General features: G+C 60.1%; 18 protein-coding genes. 4 read left to right on the top strand and 14 right to left on the bottom strand.

Annotated elements, in window-relative coordinates; genetic code table 11:
- From WBK19_RS17865 to WBK19_RS17920, 12 genes are all read right to left on the bottom strand, one after another.
- Positions 1 to 930: retention module-containing protein (locus WBK19_RS17865; RefSeq protein WP_511292149.1), on the bottom strand; the 930-nt coding region annotated here is incomplete at its 3' end.
- 251 nt (positions 931 to 1,181) lie between these two features.
- Entirely contained in the window at positions 1,182 to 1,796 is a 615-nt protein-coding gene (locus tag WBK19_RS17870) for a response regulator transcription factor (RefSeq protein WP_511292151.1), read from the bottom strand.
- The gene (locus WBK19_RS17875; RefSeq protein ID WP_511292153.1) at positions 1,796 to 3,211 is read right to left on the bottom strand and encodes an HlyD family type I secretion periplasmic adaptor subunit; all 1,416 of its coding nucleotides are present in this window, start codon (positions 3,209 to 3,211) and stop codon (positions 1,796 to 1,798) included. Before WBK19_RS17875 ends, WBK19_RS17870 begins: the two co-directional genes overlap by 1 nt.
- A complete protein-coding gene (locus WBK19_RS17880) occupies positions 3,208 to 5,385 on the bottom strand; it encodes a type I secretion system permease/ATPase (RefSeq protein ID WP_511292155.1) in 2,178 nt (725 codons plus the stop codon). Before WBK19_RS17880 ends, WBK19_RS17875 begins: the two co-directional genes overlap by 4 nt.
- A gap of 106 nt (positions 5,386 to 5,491) precedes the next feature.
- Entirely contained in the window at positions 5,492 to 7,558 is a 2,067-nt protein-coding gene (locus WBK19_RS17885) for a sodium-translocating pyrophosphatase (RefSeq protein ID WP_511292157.1), read from the bottom strand.
- 25 nt (positions 7,559 to 7,583) lie between these two features.
- Positions 7,584 to 8,843: a 6-phosphofructokinase gene (locus WBK19_RS17890; RefSeq protein WP_511292159.1), complete on the bottom strand. Its 1,260-nt coding sequence runs from the start codon at positions 8,841 to 8,843 to the stop codon at positions 7,584 to 7,586.
- A gap of 9 nt (positions 8,844 to 8,852) precedes the next feature.
- Positions 8,853 to 9,506, bottom strand: a complete 654-nt coding sequence (gene adk / locus WBK19_RS17895) for an adenylate kinase (RefSeq protein WP_511292161.1) — start codon at positions 9,504 to 9,506, stop codon at positions 8,853 to 8,855.
- A gap of 101 nt (positions 9,507 to 9,607) precedes the next feature.
- The gene (gene kdsB, locus WBK19_RS17900; protein WP_511292163.1) at positions 9,608 to 10,381 is read right to left on the bottom strand and encodes a 3-deoxy-manno-octulosonate cytidylyltransferase; all 774 of its coding nucleotides are present in this window, start codon (positions 10,379 to 10,381) and stop codon (positions 9,608 to 9,610) included.
- Positions 10,381 to 10,557 (bottom strand): Trm112 family protein, encoded by a 177-nt coding sequence (locus WBK19_RS17905; protein WP_511292165.1) that lies wholly within the window; start codon positions 10,555 to 10,557, stop codon positions 10,381 to 10,383. The genes kdsB and WBK19_RS17905 overlap by 1 nt, the downstream gene beginning before the upstream one ends.
- A complete protein-coding gene (gene lpxK / locus WBK19_RS17910; protein WP_511292167.1) occupies positions 10,538 to 11,536 on the bottom strand; it encodes a tetraacyldisaccharide 4'-kinase in 999 nt (332 codons plus the stop codon). The genes WBK19_RS17905 and lpxK overlap by 20 nt, the downstream gene beginning before the upstream one ends.
- A complete protein-coding gene (locus WBK19_RS17915) occupies positions 11,536 to 11,949 on the bottom strand; it encodes an ExbD/TolR family protein (protein WP_511292169.1) in 414 nt (137 codons plus the stop codon). Before WBK19_RS17915 ends, lpxK begins: the two co-directional genes overlap by 1 nt.
- A 3-nt stretch (positions 11,950 to 11,952) precedes the next feature.
- On the bottom strand, positions 11,953 to 12,558 hold the full coding sequence (locus WBK19_RS17920) for a MotA/TolQ/ExbB proton channel family protein (protein ID WP_511292171.1): 606 nt from the start codon (positions 12,556 to 12,558) through the stop codon (positions 11,953 to 11,955).
- A 283-nt stretch (positions 12,559 to 12,841) separates the two neighbouring features.
- Here WBK19_RS17920 and xseA point away from each other — a divergent pair, with 283 nt between their 5' ends.
- Both xseA and WBK19_RS17930 read left to right on the top strand, forming a co-directional pair.
- Positions 12,842 to 14,194: an exodeoxyribonuclease VII large subunit gene (gene xseA / locus WBK19_RS17925; RefSeq protein ID WP_511292173.1), complete on the top strand. Its 1,353-nt coding sequence runs from the start codon at positions 12,842 to 12,844 to the stop codon at positions 14,192 to 14,194.
- 43 nt (positions 14,195 to 14,237) lie between these two features.
- Positions 14,238 to 14,822, top strand: a complete 585-nt coding sequence (locus WBK19_RS17930) for a superoxide dismutase (protein WP_511271609.1) — start codon at positions 14,238 to 14,240, stop codon at positions 14,820 to 14,822.
- Positions 14,823 to 15,053: 231 nt separating this feature from the next.
- Here the strand turns inward: WBK19_RS17930 and WBK19_RS17935 are convergent, their stop codons facing one another.
- Together WBK19_RS17935 and WBK19_RS17940 are read right to left on the bottom strand one after the other, a co-directional pair.
- On the bottom strand, positions 15,054 to 15,974 hold the full coding sequence (locus WBK19_RS17935; protein ID WP_511292175.1) for a hypothetical protein: 921 nt from the start codon (positions 15,972 to 15,974) through the stop codon (positions 15,054 to 15,056).
- A gap of 195 nt (positions 15,975 to 16,169) precedes the next feature.
- The gene (locus WBK19_RS17940) at positions 16,170 to 16,703 is read right to left on the bottom strand and encodes a hypothetical protein (RefSeq protein ID WP_511292177.1); all 534 of its coding nucleotides are present in this window, start codon (positions 16,701 to 16,703) and stop codon (positions 16,170 to 16,172) included.
- Positions 16,704 to 17,092: 389 nt separating this feature from the next.
- Between WBK19_RS17940 and WBK19_RS17945 the strand changes: the two genes are divergently transcribed.
- Together WBK19_RS17945 and WBK19_RS17950 are read left to right on the top strand one after the other, a co-directional pair.
- Positions 17,093 to 19,072, top strand: a complete 1,980-nt coding sequence (locus WBK19_RS17945; protein WP_511292179.1) for a tetratricopeptide repeat protein — start codon at positions 17,093 to 17,095, stop codon at positions 19,070 to 19,072.
- A 73-nt stretch (positions 19,073 to 19,145) separates the two neighbouring features.
- Positions 19,146 to 19,982 carry a caspase family protein gene (locus WBK19_RS17950; RefSeq protein ID WP_511292181.1) on the top strand — a complete coding sequence of 279 codons (837 nt, stop codon included), beginning with the start codon at positions 19,146 to 19,148 and terminating at the stop codon, positions 19,980 to 19,982.
- Positions 19,983 to 20,092: the final 110 nt, after the last annotated feature.

Genomic DNA, 20,092 nt, shown 5'->3' on the forward strand with positions numbered 1-20,092 from the left:
CGTGAAGGTGATGGTGCCGGCGGCTTCATCAACGACGAAGTCCGAACCCATGTTGAAGACCGGACGATCATCGTTGGCCGGGACACCCGGCGGCAGGGTACGGCCATCATCGACGATGGTGCCAACCTGAGTTGCGTCATCCAGAGTCGCATTGACCGGCGCGCTCAGGTTCAGGCTCACCGTTTCGGGGCCTTCGAAGCGTGTATCGTTGTTTAGCGCAACGGTCACCGTCTTGCTCGTTTCGCCGGCGGCAAAATTGAGCACACCACTGGCTGCGGTATAGTCGCTACCAGCTACCGCCGTACCATCCGCCGTGCTGTAGGTAACGCTGGCGGGCTGATCCAACGCGCCACTTCTGGTCACTGTGAAGGTGATAGTGCCGGCAGCTTCATCAACGACGAAGTCGCTTCCCGCATTGAAAACCGATAGCTCACTGGATGATTGGAGTGCGCCTTCGAATGTCTCCAACGGACGGCCGCGCTCGGTTCCGAACTGGTAGGCAAGAGGATCGACTGTTTCGACGATCCGCAAAAGTTCTACGAAGGTGTGGCCTTCGTCTCCGCCTTGACCGACAAGGCCGGCCGCCGGCGCTTCTTCTTCGAGCAGGGTATCAAGATCGCTGCCTGACTTCAGGGCCGAAGCGATCTTCTTGAAGCCGTCCTGGTTATTAACCACTGCGCTGTCGGTGGCATCAGGCTTGATCGCTGCGGCGACTTCGGCGTCGATTTTCGCTGTTTCGCCCGGGCGGACGTCGATTTCACGACCATCGGCAAGCGTCAGGACGACCTTGGCACCATCGGCTGCGACGACGCTCTCACCCTCGCGTATCGCCTCTCCGAGCTTGAGGCGGCGCATATTTCCTGCGCTGTCCCGCGCAAATGCTTGACCTGAAAGAACGGAAACTTGGGCGACAACTTGGGCTTGAGCCATGGTGAAACTCCAGACACTATTAACAATGCTAAAAGTGTAAGCGGATCAAGACCAGCACGCTATTGAACCAAAGTACAGTATGGCGACAAAATGTGAGTTATTTCACGCTCTAGGGCACTTCGCCCCGGCGAATGGGTGAGCAATTTGCGTCTCTTGGAAATTGCAAATTTGGCAAAAATTTCCGGTTGACCGTGGCAATCGACCTGTCGGCATTTCAAGACCCGAGCGCCAAGCTCTTGGCAGATATCTCGCTACAGATTCACGCCGTTGATGCGCAATGAAAGCTGAAGGCGGTCGCGCAAGCCAAGTTTCTCGAAAATTGCCGACAAATGCGCCTTGACCGTTCTTTCAGTAATTGAAAGCTGGTCGGCAATTTCCTTGTTGCTGGCGCCGCCAGCGACGAGCTTCGCCACCTGTGACTCGCGCTCGGAAAGCAGCGCTGACCAGGTGTCCACCTTGGCCTCGGGACTCCCCTCGAGCGCCCTCGACGTGCTGCCGACCAGTCTTTGCAGCAAGGACTGGCCAATCCACAGCCCGCCATTTTCGACAACAAGCGCCACCTGACGCAGCACTTCCGGGGCTGCATGGGTATTGCAACAGCCCGAGGCACCCAGGGCGCAGGCTTCGGCAATGATGGCATCACCGGGCTCGTCGGCCAGGACGACAACTATCTGCGTTGGCGAAATGGTCAACGCGCCCAATATCGCTGCGAGACTTTCCTGAGGCTGGCAACGGCACCAGAGAATGCCTGGGCCACCGGAAACAGACTCCTGTGCCTCTTGACGGCTCACTACCTGAGCCTGCGGAAAGGCCTCCAGCCACGATGGCAGCGCCTGTGCATCGCGGTCAACAAAGCAATGAATCATCAACGCTCCGTCAACGCGACACTCTTGGCCCGCAAGACCGGCTTGAGCATATAGGCAAGAACACTCTTCTTGCCCGTCAAAATATCGACCTCGGCAATCATGCCGGGAATGATCGGCAGGTTGGCATCGCCGAAACCAGGCTTGCTGGTACGCACCCGTACCGTGTAGAAAGCATTTCCTTTATCGTCCATCACGGTATCGGCGCCGATATGTTCGAGCGTTCCATCAAGGCCGCCGTAGATTGAAAAGTCATATGCGGTGAATTTGACGATCACCGGCTGCCCTGGCCGCAGGAAGGCAATATCCCGCGGCAATACGCGCGCTTCAAGCAACAAAGTGTCTTCGAGAGGGACGATCTCGATCATGTCCTTGCCGGGCTGGATGACCCCGCCGACGGTATTGACCAGCAGACGCTTGACCGTACCCTTGACGGGTGAGCGGATTGACGACTGTTTGACCCGGTCTGTCAGGGCAACGCTTCCTTCAGCCAGGCTATTCAGCTTGGACATAACTTCCGAAAGCTCCTTGCTGGCATCGTTACGGAAGGTCAGTTCGACCTCCTCGATCTTGCGTTGCGCTTCGTTGATCGATGACTGAACCCGGGAAATCTGGGCTGAAGCCATGTCGCGCTCGCCGCGATAGCGGGAGACATCACGCTCCAGACGCAGCAACTCGACTTCTGAAATCGCCCCCGAATTGATCAACGGACGCGTTACAGCCAGCTCTTTTGAAGTCAGTTCATAACCCTGTGATGCCTGGGCGCGCTTCGCTTGAGCCTCATTCAGTTCCTGCTGACGCTGGCTGAGTTGCTGGCGCGCGATTGAAACCGATGCCGTCAGCTCGCTGTTTCTCGCTTCATAAAACTGGCGTTCCTGCTCGACGATGGAAGGATCGGCCTTCATGACTTCCTGCGGAGGAACGAAAGGCTTGCCCTCTGAAATGGCGCGCAGGCGGGCCGCTCTGGCCACCAACCCGAGATATTGAGCCTGGTTTTCCTTGACGGAAGAAACGAACCGGGTTTCATCGATTTTGATCAGCAACTGCTCGGGTTGAACAATCTCACCTTCGCGCACCAGTATCTCGGACACAAGGCCACCATCGATGCTTTGCAATACCTGAACCTGCCGTGAAGGAATGACTTTGCCCTCGCCGCGCGTCACTTCGTCTAGTTGAGCGACGGCCGACCACATGACGAAAACAGCAAAAACAATTCCGATCGAACGCAAGAGCACGCGCGCCCGGAGGGGTTCCTGGCGCAGCATCGCCAAATCGGCATCGGTGGCAAAATCAACGACTTCGATCTCTTCCCTGTTCGGCAGGCGCCCGAGAATACGCTCGACATACGGTGCCCCCCTTCCGGCAACGCTCTCCAGCCACGCATGCACCGCCCCCAGAATCGCTTTCAGGCGCTTCATGACGCCCTCCCGATCCGGCCGCTCTGCAGCGCCTGAATGACCTGGTCGCGCGGACCGTCGGCAACGATACGACCGTCGTCGACGACGAGCACCCGGGTGGCAAGGTCAAGCAGGCTGTTGCGATGGGTCACGATCAAAACCGTCTTGTGCGCCGCCATGACCTTCAGGCGTTCCTTGAATTGCTGTTCCGAGGAAAAGTCCATCGCGCTGGTTGGTTCGTCAAGCAACAGGATCGGCGGATCCATGAGGAAGGCGCGGGCAATCGCCACGCCCTGCCGCTGACCGCCGGAGAGGGAATCACCTCGCTCGCCGATCATCATGTCAAAACCGTCCGGATGGCGATTGACGAACTCGGTCAAGCCGCCGGCCTCGGCGGCCGCCACGATGGTGGCATCGTCGGCGTAGGGCGCACCGATCGAGATGTTCTCGCGCAGCGTGCCATAGAACAAAGTGACATCCTGCGCGACGTAGCCGATATTGCGCCGAAGATCAGCCGGGTCGAGCTGGCGAAGGTCCACTCCGTCAATGCTGACCGCCCCGCCGGTCGGCTGATACAGGCCGAGCAGCAATTTCTGCAGGGTCGTCTTGCCTGACCCGATGCGGCCGATCACCACGACCTTTTCGCCTTCGCTGATCTTGCAGTTCAAACCCTTCAAGGCAGCAATCTGGCAATTCGGATAGCTGAACTGGACATCGCAAAATTCGATATTTCCCTTCAATTCCGGACGATGCACAAAATTGGCATCGGCAGGTCGTTCAACCGGGTTGTGCATGATCTGCTCGAGCGAGGTCAGCGCCACCTTGGCATTGTGATATTGCATCAACAGACCAACCATCTGCCCCAAGGGCGCCACCGCCCGCGAAGTCAGCATCGTGCAGGCGATCAGGCCGCCCATGCTGAGCCGCCCATCGCCAATCAGATAAACCCCGGCGATGACGACCACGACATTGACGATCTGCTGAATTTCCATTGCCCCGTTTGTCGCGGCGGCAGACAGAAAACGCATCTGATTATTTATCCCGGCGACGTAGGAAACCGTTTTTTCCCACTTGGCCTGCATCAGCCCTTCGGCGCCTTGCGTCTTGATCGTTTCCAGCGCGGTCAGGCTTTCGATCAAGGTCGCATTGCGCAAGGCTCCCGCCCGATAGGTCGTTTCCGAAAGTGCGTGCATCTTGTGTTGAAGCACATAGGCATAGATCACCACGAAGACGATGGCCAGCAACACCGGGATGATCAGTTGCCAGGCAATCAGCGCAATCACCAGAACGAAAAGCAGGGCAAAAGGAAGGTCGATGAAAGCAGTGACCGATGCCGACGTAATGAAATCCCGCACTGACTCAAAGGAACGGAGATTCGAGGCAAATGCGCCAACCGCCGCCGGCCTCGCCTCCATGCGCACACCGAGCACGCGCTCCATGATCGAGGCAGAAAGCTTTATATCGATACGCGCGCCAGCCAGATCGATGAAGTAACCACGCAAGGAGCGTAGAACCATATCAACACCGATGATCAAGACTATCCCCAGGGCCAGCACCCAAAGGGTTTCCATCGCTCGGTTGGGGACGACGCGATCATAGACATTCATCGTGAACAACGGCATGGCTAGCGCCATCACGTTGATCAGCAAGGCTGCGCCGAGGACATCGCGATAGATCGGCATCTGCTCGGCCAAAGCGCCCCAGAACCAATGGCGGAGCTTGATATCGCCAACCTGCGGAGTGCGGCTGTCAAAGCGGAAATGCGGCCGGGCGAAAATCGCTATTCCCGTATACCGACGGACCAAGTCTTCACGCGCCATCTGGTGGGAGCCCTGCCCGGTTTCCGGAAACAGCAAGCGGGCTGTTTGGCCGGACTCGTCCCAGCCGAGCAAAACGCAGGCTTCGTCACCCTCCAGCAAGAGCACAGCAGGCAGGAGCGCATCATTGATGCGTTCCAGCGAACGCTTGACTACCTTGGCGGAAAGCCCGGCACGACTTGCTGCGCGGCCAAACAACGAAGGCGTCAGCGAGCCTTTCTCCAGTGGCAGTCCGGCAACCAGTGCCGCCCGCGTGCTCGGGCGCCCGTAAATTCGTGTCAACTCGACCAGACAATCCAGCAAAGGATCATGGTGCAGGAGATCTTCCCGCACACCGGAATTGCCGACGCCGGCGGAACCGCTTGCAACTTCGCTCATGCCACTCCCAAATTTCTTTTACAGATTCTAACTTGGCTTGAAAATTGCAAATCAAAGAAATGTAAAAAAGGCGGCCGAAGCCGCCTCTTCAAAACAATACCGCAAATCAGGCAATCAACGGAACAATCAACAGTGCAACCAGGTTGATGATCTTGATCAGCGGATTAACAGCCGGCCCGGCCGTATCCTTATAGGGATCGCCGACAGTATCGCCCGTCACAGCTGCCTTGTGGGCATCGGAACCCTTGCCGCCGTAGTGACCATCTTCAATGTACTTCTTGGCATTGTCCCAGGCACCGCCACCGGTCGTCATCGAAATGGCGACGAACAGGCCGGTCACGATGGTACCCACCAACAAGCCACCGAGGGCGACCGGACCGAGGACCAGACCGACGACGATAGGCACGGCGACCGGCAGGATGGACGGGATCATCATTTCCTTGATCGCCGCCACGGTCAACATATCCACGGCACGGGAATAATCCGGCTTGGCCGTCCCTTCCATGATCCCCGGAATTTCCTTGAACTGACGACGGACCTCGACGACCACCGCACTGGCCGAACGGCCGACTGCTTCCATGGCCATGGCGCCAAACAGGAAGGGAATCAGGCCGCCGATGAAGAGGCCGATGATGACCAGGTGATTCGACAGATCGAAGGTGAAGACCTTGCCCGAAACTGCCTCCAGACCATGGGTGTAGTCAGCAAAAAGCACCAGCGCGGCCAGACCGGCAGAGCCGATGGCGTAGCCCTTGGTCACGGCCTTGGTCGTATTGCCGACAGCATCCAGCGGATCGGTAACGTTGCGCACTTCCTTCGGCAGTTCGGCCATTTCGGCGATACCACCGGCGTTGTCGGTGATCGGGCCGTAGGCATCAAGCGCCACGACGATACCGGCCATCGACAGCATGGAGGTAGCAGCAATGGCGATACCGAACAGCCCGCCCATGGCAAAGGCTGCATAGATCGCAGCACAGACCGAGAGCACCGGCCAGGCGGTCGACTTCATCGAAACACCGATACCGGCGATGATGTTGGTGGCGTGGCCAGTCTGACAAGCGGCAGCAACGTGCTTCACCGGCGCGTAGTCGGTGCCGGTGTAGTACTCGGTAATCCAGACCAGCGCGGCGGTCAGCACAAGGCCGACGACGGAGCAGCCAAACATGGTCATGGTGTTGATCACACTGCCGTCGGGCAGCGTGGCACCGGCGCCGATCAACCAGGATGTCACCGGGTAATAGAAGATCAGGGCCAGCACACCGGCGACGATCAGGCCGCGATAGAGGGCCGCCATGATCTTGCCGCCTTCGGTCGCCTTGACGAAATAGCAACCGACGATGGAGGCGATGATCGACACGCCGCCCAGCGCCAGGGGATAGAGCACAAAGTTTTCGCCCAGACCTGTTGCCGTCTTGATGATCAGCGCAGCCAGAACCATGGTTGCCACCACGGTCACGACGTAGGTCTCGAAGAGGTCAGCGGCCATGCCGGCGCAGTCGCCAACGTTGTCACCGACGTTGTCGGCGATCACCGCCGGGTTACGCGGGTCGTCCTCGGGAATACCAGCCTCGACCTTGCCCACCAGGTCGGCGCCAACGTCAGCCCCCTTGGTGAAGATACCGCCGCCCAGACGGGCAAAGATCGAAATCAGCGATGAGCCGAAAGCCAGGCCGACCAGCGGTTCGATGACATGGTGCAAGTCGGCGCCGGGGCCGTTGGCCGACTTGAGAAAAGCAAAGTAACCTGCGACACCGAGCAGCCCGAGCCCGACCACCAGCATGCCGGTAATCGCCCCGCCCTTGAAGGCCACATCAAGCGCAGCCGAAATGCCGCTGCGCGCTGCTTCGGCCGTGCGCACGTTGGCGCGCACCGAAACGTTCATGCCGATAAAGCCGGCGGCACCGGAAAGCACGGCGCCGATCAGGAAACCGAAGGCAGTCAGCCAGCCCAGCTTGGGAATAAAACCGATCACCAGGAAGAGGACAATACCGACCATGGCGATGGTCTTGTACTGTCGGCTGAGGTATGCCTCCGCGCCTTCCTGAATTGCCTTGGCAATCTCTCTCATGCGCTCGTTGCCGGCTGGCAACGCGAGGATCTGCTGACTGGAAACCCAGCCGTACAACACTGCTAGAACGGCGCATCCAAGCGCCAACCACAACGGTGTAGACATACACTCCCTCCCTAGATTGATGGAACTACACGTTGAACGCCCCCAGCTTTCTAGTAATGGAAACGTTCTTCAAACGCACATAATCGGGGAGCCCCTTGCGGTACGGTGGCGGCTCCTCGCCTTCGATCAGCGGTTGCAGGTAGGCACGGCAGGCATCGGTGATGTGGAAACCATCTGCCGAGATGAATTCGGGAGGCATCTTGCGTTCGACATTCGCGATGTCCTTGAGCGGCGCATCGCCGATTTCCCAGCGATACGGCGCATCGGCCAGGCGATTGATGGTCGCCATCACCGCGTTTTTGCCCCGCAAAGCGAGGTCCACCGCAGCAACGCCGAGGGCATGGGCCTGTTCGATGTCGGTTCGCGATGCCAGATGGCGGGCCGAGCGTTGCAGGTAATCGGCCAAAGCCCAGTGGTATTTGTAGCCGAGCCTGTCCTTGATCAGTTGCGCCACGATCTGCCCGACGCCCCCCAGTTGGGAGTGCCCGAAAGCATCCTTGGTCCCGGATTCGGCAATCAGCTTGCCGGAAGCATCGGACAAGCCTTCGGAAACGGCGACAGTGCAATAGCCATACAGCTTGACGCATTCATCAGCACGAGCCAGAAAGCGCTCCGGATCGAACGGGACTTCCGGAAAAAGCAGGATGTGCGGCGGTTCGCCGACATTTTCCGAAGCCAGACCACAGGCGGCGGTAATCCAGCCGGCGTGACGGCCCATGACTTCGAGAACGAAAATCTTGGTTGAGGTCCGCGCCATCGAGGCGACGTCATAACCGGCTTCGCGGATCGAGGTGGCGACATACTTGGCGACCGAACCGAATCCCGGGCAACAATCGGTCAGCGGCAGATCGTTGTCGACAGTCTTCGGGACGCCGACGCAAACTACGGGATAGCCCATCTTTTCGGCGATCTGCGACACTTTCCAGGCGGTGTCCATGGAGTCGTTGCCGCCGTTGTAGAAGAAATAACCGATGTCGTGCGCCTTGAAGACATCGATCAGGCGCTCGTACTGGGCGCGATGTTCTTCAAGACTTTTCAGTTTGTAGCGGCAGGAACCGAAGGCGCCGCCCGGCGTCGAGCGCAGGCGGGCAATATCCTCGTCGGATTCGAGGCTGGTATCGATAAGGTCTTCGGTCAGCGCGCCGATGATGCCATCGCGGCCGGCGTACACTTTCCCGATCTTGTCGCTATGACAACGTGCTTCCTGGATCAGGCCGCACGCCGTCGCATTGATGACGGCGGTAACGCCCCCTGACTGTGCGTAGAAGGCGTTTTTTACCGTCATCTTCTGCCCTTATTTCAGCGCTTCAAAAACGCTCTTGGTGATGCCATCGACGCTACCGACACCAGCCACCTTGCGTACCTTCGGGGCCTTGGCATCGCCTTCGGCCGTCCATTTGGTATAGAAATCGACCAGCGGCTTGGTTTGTGAATGGTAGATCTCGAGGCGCTTCTTGACGGTTTCTTCCTTGTCGTCGTCGCGCTGGACCAGCGGCTCACCGGTCACGTCGTCCTTGCCCTCGACCTTCGGTGGGTTGAACTTGACGTGGTAGGTGCGACCGGAAGCCAGGTGAGCCCGACGGCCCGCCATACGCTCAACGATATCGCTGTCTGGCACATCGATTTCCAGCACGACATCAAGCGGCACGCCAGCATCACGCATGGCCTGGGCTTGGGGAATGGTGCGCGGGAAGCCGTCGAACAGGTAACCGTTCTTACAGTCATCCTGGGTCAGACGATCCTTGACCATGCCGATAATGACCGCGTCCGGGACCAGGCCGCCCGCATCCATGTGCTTCTTGGCTTCCAGACCGAGCGGCGTGCCGGCTTTGACTTGTGCGCGCAGCATGTCGCCGGTGGAAATTTGCGGGATGCCAAATTCTTTGGAGATGAATGTGGCTTGCGTACCCTTGCCGGCGCCGGGAGCGCCCAACAAAATCAATTTCATGAAAAGTCCCTCGGGTTTTTAACTATTGAAAATTATTGTTATCGGCTTCGTTTCAGCGTCTGTGACGGCCGTTCTCTAAAGGCGAAAAATTACTCGGAATTTCAAGCCCGGTCAAACAGTTTGCGCATCCGCTCTGCATCTTCGGGCGTATCGACGCCAGGCGCCGGGGCCGCGTCGATCAACGTCACGCTGATGCGGTAGCCATGCCACAGGGCGCGCAACTGCTCAAGTGATTCGAAGTGTTCAGTCGGCGCCACGGTCAACCCGGAAAAAGCCTTCAAAAACGAAGCGCGGTAGGCGTACAGGCCGACGTGGCGATAGGCCGGAAAATTCGCCGGCAAGGTTTCGCCACCGGCTTCCTTGGCAAAATGGTCCCGCGCATAGGGAATCGGAGCTCGGGAAAAATAGGCTGCATCACCATCGGCGCGGCAAACCACCTTGACCACGTTCGGGTTGAAGAAATCGGCCGGATCGGTGATCGGGTGAGCGACGGTGGCGATGTCAGCGCCGCTGGCCGCCAGTTGGCGCGCCGTCTGCAGGATGACTTCGGGTTCGATCAAGGGTTCGTCACCCTGGACATTGACGATGATGGTGTCGCCGCCCCAGCCACGTTGTTCGACAACCTCGGCCAGACGGTCGGTGCCGGTCGGATGGTCGCTGCGCGTCATGAGCGCGGCGACTTCGTGCGCCTCGGCAGCGGCCCGGACGTCGGCATGATCGGTCGCCACCCAGATTTCCTCGGCGCCCGACAAACGCGCCCGCTCGGCCACCCGGACGACCATCGGCTTGCCGCCGAGATCGAGCAGCGGCTTGCCCGGCAAGCGGGTTGACGCGTAGCGCGCCGGGATGACGACCTTGAAGGCGAGGCCGGACATTACTGCCCGTCCGCGTTGAGCTGGCGCGCTTCGTCATCGAGCATGATCGGGATGTCGTCGCGAATCGGGAAGGCCAGTTTGCAGGGTTTGCAGACCAGTTCCTTCTCAGCCTTGCGGTGTTCGAGATTGCCCTTGCAAATCGGGCAGACGAGAATATCAAGCAGCCTGGCGTCCATGGAGTTTCTCCAAAATCAATTCAATAAGGGCCGGCGAAAGCTCGGCCTCGACGGGCAGAACCCAGGTTTCACCCGCCGTCAGTCCGGCGCATTTTACTGCATCCTTCTCAGTCATCAGCAGGATGCCGCCCTTGGCGAAAGCCAGATCGGCGGCCGAATAGCGATGATGGTCGGGAAACGGGTGATTTTCGCAGTTCAATCCCAGCGTTTCCAGCGTCTGAAAGAAACGCCCCGGGTTGCCGATGCCGGCCAGCGCATGCAGCGCGCCGCGGCCACGCAGGCTCTCGGCAAGACAGGTTTGCTGCGGGTCGTCCAGTCGATAAAAGCTGCCGGGCTGCAAAGTCATGGCAAAAGTTGGCGCCGAGGCGGGCAAGGAAGATTTCAAATTATTGCCAATAATCGCGTCGACCGTGGCAAGGCGGGCCAGCGGTTCGCGCAACGGCCCGACCGGCAGACGCCAGCCATTGCCGGCGCCGCGCCCGTCGAAAACAACCAGCTCGACATCGCGGGCCAGCGCGTAGTGCTGCAAACCATCGTCGCAGAGCAGGACATTGACCTCCGGGTGTGCCGCCAGCAGGGCAGCACCGGCCGCCGCGCGCTGGCGCCCGACACAGACTGGCACCCCGCTACGCCGGGCGAGCAGCAAAGGTTCATCGCCGACCGCTTCCGGCCTTGAATCGGCGCTCACCAAAACCACGCCGTCGCCGCTGCGCCCGTAACCCCGGCTGACAATCCCCGGCCGCCAGCCACGCGCCTTGAGTTGCTGCGCCAGCCACAGGGTCAGCGGCGTCTTGCCGGCACCGCCGACGATCAGGTTGCCGACGACGATAACCGGCACTGGCAGTCGCTCCGGCCTGGCCAGCCGGCGATTGAGCACGCTCAACAGGCTGTAGAGCCAACTTAGCGGCAGCAAAAGCCACAACGCCGGCGTCAGCCGGCGTTGCTCGAACCACTGTCGCTGTAGCCAGCGGGCGAACATCAACGATTCTGGGTGGCGAAGGAAATGTGCGGATAACCGGCCGTCTGCGCCGCCTGCATGACGTCGACGACGCTTTGATGCGTTGCCTTGGCGTCGGCGTTGATGACGATCAGCGGATCCTCGCGACTGCCTGCCGCCCGGCGCAAGCCATCGGCAATGCTCTTGACGTCGCTGGTCGCCAACGGCGATTTGTTGATCAGGATCTGGCCGGTGGCCGTCACGGCGACATCGACCTCGTTGGGCTGCTCGGCCTGCTTGCTGGCATCGGCCGTCGGCAGATTGATCTCCAGCCCCGAAAACTTGGCGTAGGTGGTGGTCAGCATCAAAAAGATGATGATGACCAGCAATACGTCGATCAACGGAATCAGGTTGATTTCCGGCTCTTCCCGGCTGCGGCCGCGCTGGAAATTCATCGCTTACTTCCGGTCGCCGTGCATGTACTCGACGAGGCGAACGGCCTGCTGCTCCATCTCGACGACGAAGCCATCGGCCAGTGCGCGGAAATGACGCCAGGCAATCAGGCTGGGAATGGCGATGACCAGACCGAAGCCGGTGTTGTACAGCGCGATGGAAATACCGTGGGCCAGTTGCATCGGGTTGGTACCGGTCGGCGACTGCGCACCGAAAATCTCGATCATCCCGACCACGGTACCGAACAGACCCATGAGCGGGCTGACCGAGGCGATGGTGCCGAGCGTCGTCAGGTAGCGATTCAGCTCGTGGGAAACGGCAGAACCGGCTTCCTCGATCGATTCCTTCATGATCTCGCGCGACGCATTGACGTTGCGCAGGCCGGCTGACAGCACACGGCCGAGCGGCGAATGGGCATCAAGATCTTCGAGCAGCTTGTCGTTGTTGGCGCCGCGCTTGAACTCGCCAACGGCGCGCTTGAGCAGGCCGGACGGGACAACCTTGGAATGGCGCAGGGCGACGACGCGCTCGATAATCAGGGCGACTGAAATGATCGAAGCCAGCAACAAGGGATAGATGGGCCAACCGGCCGCCTTAATGATCTCAAGCACGTGAAGTAATCCTTGATGGAATATTAGCCCGCAATTCTGCCCTGCCCCCCGCCGCAGGGCAAGCGACGAAATGACGCGGTTGGCGCGGCTTATCCCCAAAAGCTGTGGATAAGTCTGTGAATGAAGTGTCATCAGTTGCGCTAAACCCCAATCAGCAAAGGACTTTTTATACTCTGCCAAAAAACAAGGCATGTTATTAACAGCATTAATAATCAAAGACTTAACAAAAACATAGCCTGTCAACGAATGACTGAGAAATTTAGTCACGGGTTACAATTGACAAATGCAAAATGCCATTCAACCTGTCGGTAACTCCGTCCTCAGCGTATCCAGCCTGAATAGACAGGTCAGGGATTGCCTAGAATCTGCCTTCCCGCTGACTTGGGTCAGCGGCGAAATATCCAACCTCACCTACGCCGCCTCCGGCCACGTTTATTTCTCGCTCAAGGATGCCAGTGCCCAAGTGCGCTGCGTCATGTGGCGAAGCCGGGCGCAGGTACTCGGCTGGCGGCTGGAAAACGGCCAGAAGATCGAAGCCCGCGTGCTCGTTTCCTTCTACGAGCCGCGCGGCGAATTCCAGCTCAATGTCGAAGCCATCCGCCGGGCCGGCCAGGGCGACCTTTTCGAGCGCTTCCTGCAACTCAAGGCCAAACTTGAAAATGAGGGCATTTTTGCCGTTGACCGTAAGAAAGCGCTGCCCAGCTTCCCGCGCCGCCTGGCCGTCGTAACCAGCCCGCAGGCCGCCGCCCTGCGCGACGTCCTGACCACGCTGCACCGGCGCGCGCCGCACGTCGCCATCACGCTCTTCCCCACCCCCGTCCAGGGCGAAGGCGCCGGCGCCAAAATCGCCGAAGCCATCGCCCAGGCGGCCAACAGCGATTGCGACGCGATCATCCTGTGTCGTGGTGGCGGCAGCATCGAAGATCTCTGGGCCTTCAACGAAGAAAGCGTCGCCCGCGCCATCAACGCCTCGGCCATTCCTGTCATTTCCGGCGTCGGTCACGAAACCGACTTCACCATCGCCGACTTCGCCGCCGACCTGCGCGCCCCGACCCCGACCGCTGCCGCCGAACTGGCCAGCCCCGACCGCGACGCCCTGCTCGACCACCTGACCCAGCTCGAAAACCACCTCGGCCGGCGCATGGACCGCACGCTCTCCGATCAATTGCAACGCCTCGACTGGCTGGCCACCCGCCTCGTGCACCCGGCCGAACGCATCCGCCAACGCCAGCGCGAAGCCGAAACGCTTGGCTCGCGCCTGCACCACGCCCTGCGCCGCCAAACCGAGCACTGCGCCGTTCGCCTGCACTCCCTCGGCCTGCGCCACGCCAGCGCCCGGCCGCGCCCGGAAAAGCTGGCCGAAGGCATCGCCCACCTGCAATATCGTCTGTCCCGGCAGACCCAATGGGCAATTTCTCAATATTCCGGGAAACTAAATTCACTTGGCAGCAGTCTGACCCAGCTTGATCCACACGCCGTCCTGTCGCGAGGTTATACACTTGCCATAGATGCCGACGGCCGGGCCATCCGCGACGCCACCCGATTAAGCCCCGGCGACCTGCTCAAACTGCGCTTTGCCAGCGGTTCGGCCGAAGCCACGGTAAATCAGGTTGTCGCCAGCCCGGAAGCTGACTAGAATTTTCGATTCACCCCTCATCAAACCCCAACGGAGAACATAAATGGAACATCAACTGCCCGCCCTGCCGTTTGCCAAAGACGCCCTCGCCCCGCACATGTCGGCCGAGACCTTTGACTACCACTACAGCAAGCACCATCAGGCCTATGTCACCAACCTGAACAACCTGATCAAGGGCACCGAGTACGAAAACCTCGACCTCGAAGCCATCGTCAAGAAGGCCCCGGCCGGCGGCATCTACAACAACGCAGCCCAGGTCTGGAACCACACCTTCTTCTGGAACTGCCTGACCCCGAACGGCGGCGGCGCTCCGAAGGGCGCCCTGGCTGCTGCCATCGACGCCAAGTGGGGTTCGCTCGACGCCTTCAAGACCGCCTTCCAGACCTCCGCCGTCGGCAACTTCGGTTCCGGCTGGACCTGGCTGGTCAAGAAGGCCGACGGCTCCGTCGACATCGTCAACATGGGCGCCGCCGGCACCCCGCTGACCACCGGCGACAAGGCCCTGCTCTGCGTCGACGTCTGGGAACACGCCTACTACATCGACTACCGCAACATGCGCCCGAAATTCGTCGAAACCTACCTGGCCTCGATGGTCAACTGGTCGTTCGCCGAAGCCAACTTCGCCTAAGTCGAAAAGCCATTTTTCGGGACGGTGATGCCGAATCCCGAAGCATCAAAAAGGAGCCTATTGGCTCCTTTTTTTGTCTGGGGGTTTGGGCCTTTCGGGCGACTTTTCGGCCTGAGCGGCCCTTCGGCATTTAATTCTTAGGCGACAGCCACAAACAATTCCGGTCATTGCTATTAACTCTAACCATGACAGGTGAACGCTGGATATCTCCAATAACTAACTCAGGAGTATCTACCCAGATGCTGAGATAGTCCCGTCAGGCTCGCCCAGCCGGATCGCGCACTCTATGACGTAGCTGATGCAGAACCGAATATAGTTGGAATCTGGTTGAGGCTGACTCGGGAAGTTCATCTTCTGAACAATATATTGACCACTTATTGTCCTCGTTATAGAAGGGAGGCAGACAACGAAGCGGTTGTATTTTTTGTAGTCCAATCCGAGCGCCATTATCCTCATGGCGTCTTGCATCGCTTGGATCGAGTCTCTCACTGAGTCAACAAATCGGGCAATTTCTCTGGTTTCACTCCCTCTGAGGCCGAGGGAGAAAGAGCTCAAAAATGCCATGTCACGACCAAAGAAGAAAGAACGCCTTGTCCCCGATTCATTTGCATCTATGGTGTAGGCGTCGATCATCGTCTCAAACGCCAGCGCGATTTCCGTTGTTGCATCATCAAAATTCGAAGCAGCACACAACGCCTCTGCTGCTCGCAGGTGTTCGCGAGCCTCCTCTGGATTCACATATTCGACAAGGGAGATGTCGTCGAACTCGACATCAAATACCAGTTTCGTTGCCTCTTGAAAGAACTGTGTCGCGGTCGCACGGAATGCTTCAATATCGAGCTTCGCCGGCAGGGATCCAGAATGCTTGAGAGATACACGAGCCTTGTTTAGCCGACGCATGCTCTCCTTTTGAGGAAACGCGGGAATACCTAGCTTGGCCGGGAAGAAATCCCAATAGTCCAGGAAATTCGGCTGTTGCTTACCTACGTTTAAATGCTCCGATGCGATCTGCAAGAACATTTCTGTCGCGTCATGGAGGGTGAGCAGCGACGCTGCCGCCATCAATTCCGGCGAGCGCGACTGCTCAGTCGCGAAGGTGTAAAGATACTTAACGAAAGCGAGGCGTTGCAGAGTTGAGTGATGTAGGTTCATTCACAGAGTTTACTAACAACGTGCCAATCGCGCTCACTCCAAGCATGACGGCCAGCTAGGAAGGTATAGTCGCGAGATTAGATCATATCGCTGTATTTAAGTGATAGCTTTGTCTGAAGAGCCGCAGTACGCCACCCGAAACTCATTTCCTGAAATCAAAAAAGGGGCCAACCACCCCTTTTTCATTCAAGCTTTTCAGCCCTTTCCGGCCACTCGCTTCACTGTCAGCGTGACCAGGAAGGGAAACTCTGCGTCGGCGGATTTGACGACGCGATACACCGGTCCGACGGCGCGGGCTATCCAGGCGGTCAGGGCGTCGAGGTTTACGGCTTCGCAGCGCAGGTCGGCGATGACGCAGCCATCATCTTCGTAGACCGGGAAGTCGGTGCAGCCGACCGGTTTGGCTTCGTGGTCGTAGACCCGGCAGGCGCCGCAGCTTTGGTCGTAGGCGGGGCAGGGTTTGCTGTGGGCGTAGTAGAGCCCGTTTCCGGCCCGGATTTCTTCCGGGCCCTGACCGGCGGCGAGGCGCCGGTCGAAGGCGGGGCGCGACTCATCTAGCTGCCAGAGGGGCTTGAGTTGTTTCCATTCCAGTTCAAGAACGAGCACGTCGAGTCGGCAACACGGCTTGGAGCACTGGGCGCAATGGGGGATGACGGCGGCGACCTGATAGGCGGCGGCCGCTGCGGCAAGCTCGGTGGCCAGGCGACGGCGGGGATTGCGGGAGCTCATGGAAAGACGGCCTTGGGAATCGCTGCTGAAGGAATAGTGAGGATCATCGGGCACTGATAGCACGTTCTGAAAGCGGGGCGCAAGGGTCGAAGCGGGATTCGCTCGTGCCTGAATTCCTGTCTTTCCGGAAAAGACGGCTGGGCCGGGCATCCAGACTGCCGCCGTGACATTTCATTTTTGGCCATTTTTTCCGGTTGACCGTGAAATTCATCACCACGACGACCAGACAAAGGTGCTTGGCATGACACGATCATCGGTCTAAGATGAATCACGACCTGCGTGCAGGCAGGTCCAAATGCTACGCAAAAAAACCGTAAACCGCCCGCCAGCGATGAACCAAAGATCGTATCGGGTATCGGCAGATGAGTCAGGCCAACAGAGGGGCGCCCATGAGTCTGCATGTCTTCGTCGCCATGCCGTTCGGCATCAAAGCCGCTGATGACGGCCGCCTGATCGATTTTGACCGGGTTTATGCCGAGCTGATCCGGCCGGCTCTCGAGAGCGCCGGGTTCGAAGTCCTGCGGGCTGACGAGGAACAATGCGCCGGCGACATCCGCGCCGACCTTTTCCAGGAACTGCTGATGGCCGACCTCGTGGTCGCCGACCTGACGCTGGACAACCCCAATGTCTGGTACGAACTCGGCGTTCGCCATGCCCTGCGGGCGCGTGGCGTGATCCTCGTCCAGGGGCCGCGCGCCGCCCAGCCCTTCGACATCTACACCGACCGCAAGCTCAACTACCGCCTGCTCGATGGCGCCCCCAACCCGCAAACCCTGGCGACCGACATCGCAGCACTGGCCGCCATGGCTAAAAGCACGCTGAACGCCTGGCGCGGCCGCAAGACCAGCCCGGTTTACAGCCTGCTGCCCAATCTCGAAGAGCCGGACTGGACGCGTTTGCGCGTCGGCAATGCGCTGGAATACTGGGAAAACCACGACGAATGGGCGACCCGCATCGAGGTGGCGCGCAATGCCAATCATCCCGAAGACATTCTCGTCCTGGCCGACGAAGCCCCGGCCACCCCGCTGCGTGTCGCCGCGCACCTCAAGGCCGGCGAAGCGCTGCGCCGCATGGGGCATTTCAATTTCGCCCTTGAGCAATGCGACCTGGCGCTGGAATTCGCCCCGGACAACCACGAAGCCGCCCGCCAGCGCGGCGTCTGCCTGCAGCACCTCGGCCGCACCGACGAAGCGCGGGCCGCTTTCAAGACGCTCATCAACGACAACGAGGACGACATCGAAGCCTGGGAACTGCTCGGCCGTCTGGACAAGGAGGAATGGGTCAGCGCCTGGCGCATCGAGGGCCACACACCGGAACAGATGCGCAGCGACGCCGCCTACGAAGACGCCCTGCTGCGCGACACCATCCTGAGTTACAGCCGCGCCTTTCGGGCCAGCCCCGGTCATTATCTGTCGGGCATCAACGCGGTCATGATGATGCACGTCTATCAAGACCTGACCGGCGACGCGCGCTACGCCCGCGAAGCGGCGATCATGGCCGGCGGCGTCGCCTGGGCGGCATCGTGCGAGCGCGACGATGCCTGCCGTTTCTGGGCGCTGGCCAACCTCGGTGCGCTGGCCATCATTGACCAGGATCCGGCCGCCGTCGGCACCGCCTTTCGCGAGGCCATCGCCCACGCCGACAACGACTGGCTGGCCCTAGAAGCGACCTGGAAGCACCTCGCCCTGCTCTCGGTGCTCGGCTTCCGCCCGGGGAACGTGACCATGGCCCTGGCCACGCTGGAGCGGGCCATGCTGCGCCTCAAGCCACCGAGCAGCCAGCGCCAGCCGAACAAGGTCTTTCTCTTCTCCGGCCACATGATCGACCGCCCTGACCGGGCCGATCCCCGCTTTCCGGCAGACAAGGAGCCGATCGCCGCGGCCCGCATCGGCGAACTGCTCGACAGCCTCGGCGCCGGCCCGGACGACCTCGCTTTCGCCCAGGGCGCAGCCGGTGGCGACATCCTGTTCGCCGAAGCCTGTCTGGCCCGCGGCGTACCTTTCCAGATGCTGCTGCCGCTTGAAGAACCCGATTTCATCGAGGCCTCGGTCCTCCCCTCCGCCAACGGCGAGGCCTGGCGCCAGCGCTATCTGGCCCTGCGCGACAAAGTTACGCTGCCGCCGCGCATCATGCCCGACGAACTCGGCCCGCTGCCGCGTGACCGCGAAGGGCGCGAGATGGATGCCTTCGAACGCTGCAACCTGTGGTTGCTCTACAGCGCGCTGGCCCAGGGCCTGAGCCGCGTCCGCTTCATCTGCCTGTGGAACGGCGGCGGTGGCGACGGCACCGGCGGCACAGCGCACATGGTGCGCGAGGTCAAGCGACGAACCGGACAAGTGAGCTGGCTGGACACGCGCCAGCTCTGGTAATCTGTATGTCATTTTTTTGATTCACCCTGTTGTTTTTAGCGCCTCGCGAACCAACCAAAAAAGGAGACGAATCATGGCCAAGAAGACGGCACTCTGCATCGGCATCAACAACTATCCCGGCACGCACATGGACCTGCAGGGCTGCGTCAATGACGCGCAGGACTGGGCGGCCGTTCTCGCCGCCCGCGGCTACAAGACCACGCTGCTGCTCGACGACAAGGCGACCAAGGCGGCCATGGTCGACGCCATGGGGAAACTCATCGCCGGCGGCAGCAAGGGCGACAGCCTGATCATCACCTTCTCGGGCCATGGCACCTACCAGCCGGACGAAGACGGCGACGAGGTCGACGGCCTCGACGAGGCACTCTGCCCGTACGACCTGCAAACCAGCGGTGCGGCGCTGACCGACGACGAAATCAAAACCATCTTCGCCACCCGCAAGGGCGGCGCCCGCCTGCTGCTCATTGCCGATAGCTGCCATTCCGGCACCGTGACGCGCGCCGCCAAGGCCGACAAGGACGCCGACACCCGGCCGCGCTTCATGCCGATGGGCAACTGGCTGCCGGCCAGCCGTCTGCCCAAGAATTTCGCCGGCAAGACGGCGCAGACCATGGTCGCGCCAATCGGCACCTCGCCGTTGGCCAGCGCCTTCGTCAAGCAGGTCGGCGACCTGTTGCTGGCCGGTTGCAAGGAAGGCCCGAACAACTACAGCTACGACGCGAAGATAAACGGCCGCTACAACGGCGCTTTCACCTATTACGCACTCAAGACGCTCAAGGCGCTGAAGCCCGAGGCGACCTACAACGACTGGTACAAGGCCATGCTGAAGAGCCTGCCCTCGGCCAGTTATCCGCAGACCCCGCAGCTGTTCGGCACGGGCGCGGCCAAGACGCGCAAGGCATTGACCTGAACCAGAACACCGATTGACCCGTCATCCCCGCGCAAGCGGGGATCCAGCACCTTGACTCTTCTGGATTCCCGCCTGCGCGGGGATGACGAAACTGATTTCCGCAATTCCCG

The sequence above is a fragment of the Azonexus sp. genome (assembly GCF_049652925.1).
Lineage (GTDB): Bacteria > Pseudomonadota > Gammaproteobacteria > Burkholderiales > Rhodocyclaceae > Azonexus.